This is a genomic window from Shewanella hafniensis (genome assembly GCF_019655335.1).
GTDB lineage: Bacteria > Pseudomonadota > Gammaproteobacteria > Enterobacterales > Shewanellaceae > Shewanella > Shewanella hafniensis.
The window spans coordinates 1-425 of record NZ_BPFD01000265.1 but is presented as its reverse complement, the minus strand read 5'-3'; the positions used below and the strand labels follow the sequence as shown (position 1 = coordinate 425).

Genomic DNA, 425 nt, shown 5'->3' with positions numbered 1-425 from the left:
TCATCGGTGACCGGATCGGACGCAAACCGGTGTTGCTCTTCTTTGCCGCCGGTGGAGTCGTTTATACCTGGGTTCTCGTGACCTGTCTGTCGCATGCCCGCAAGCCCGTAACTGCATTCCTCATGCTGCTCATGGGCTATATCTTCCTTACCGGATATACCTCGATCTCCGCAGTTGTGAAATCCGACCTTTTCCCAACCGATGTCAGGGCGCTGGGTGTTGGGATGGCCCATGGTTTCGCGAATTCCCTGTTCGGCGGCACGGCTCCACTCATTTACGTGTGGGCGAAACAGGGTGACGCGATCCCCGCCTTCATCGGGTATGTGACGGCGCTGTCCGCGGTCACCTTCCTTACGATCCTCTTCGGGCTGACCACACGGACTGCGTCACACCTGGATGCGCCGACGAAGGGTGGGCACGACTAA

General features: G+C 58.6%; 1 protein-coding gene. It reads left to right on the top strand.

The genetic code is table 11. From position 1 onward, the window contains the following. A partial coding sequence (locus K5Q99_RS23250) for an MFS transporter (protein WP_220778168.1) occupies positions 1 to 425 on the top strand: 425 nt, incomplete at its 5' end.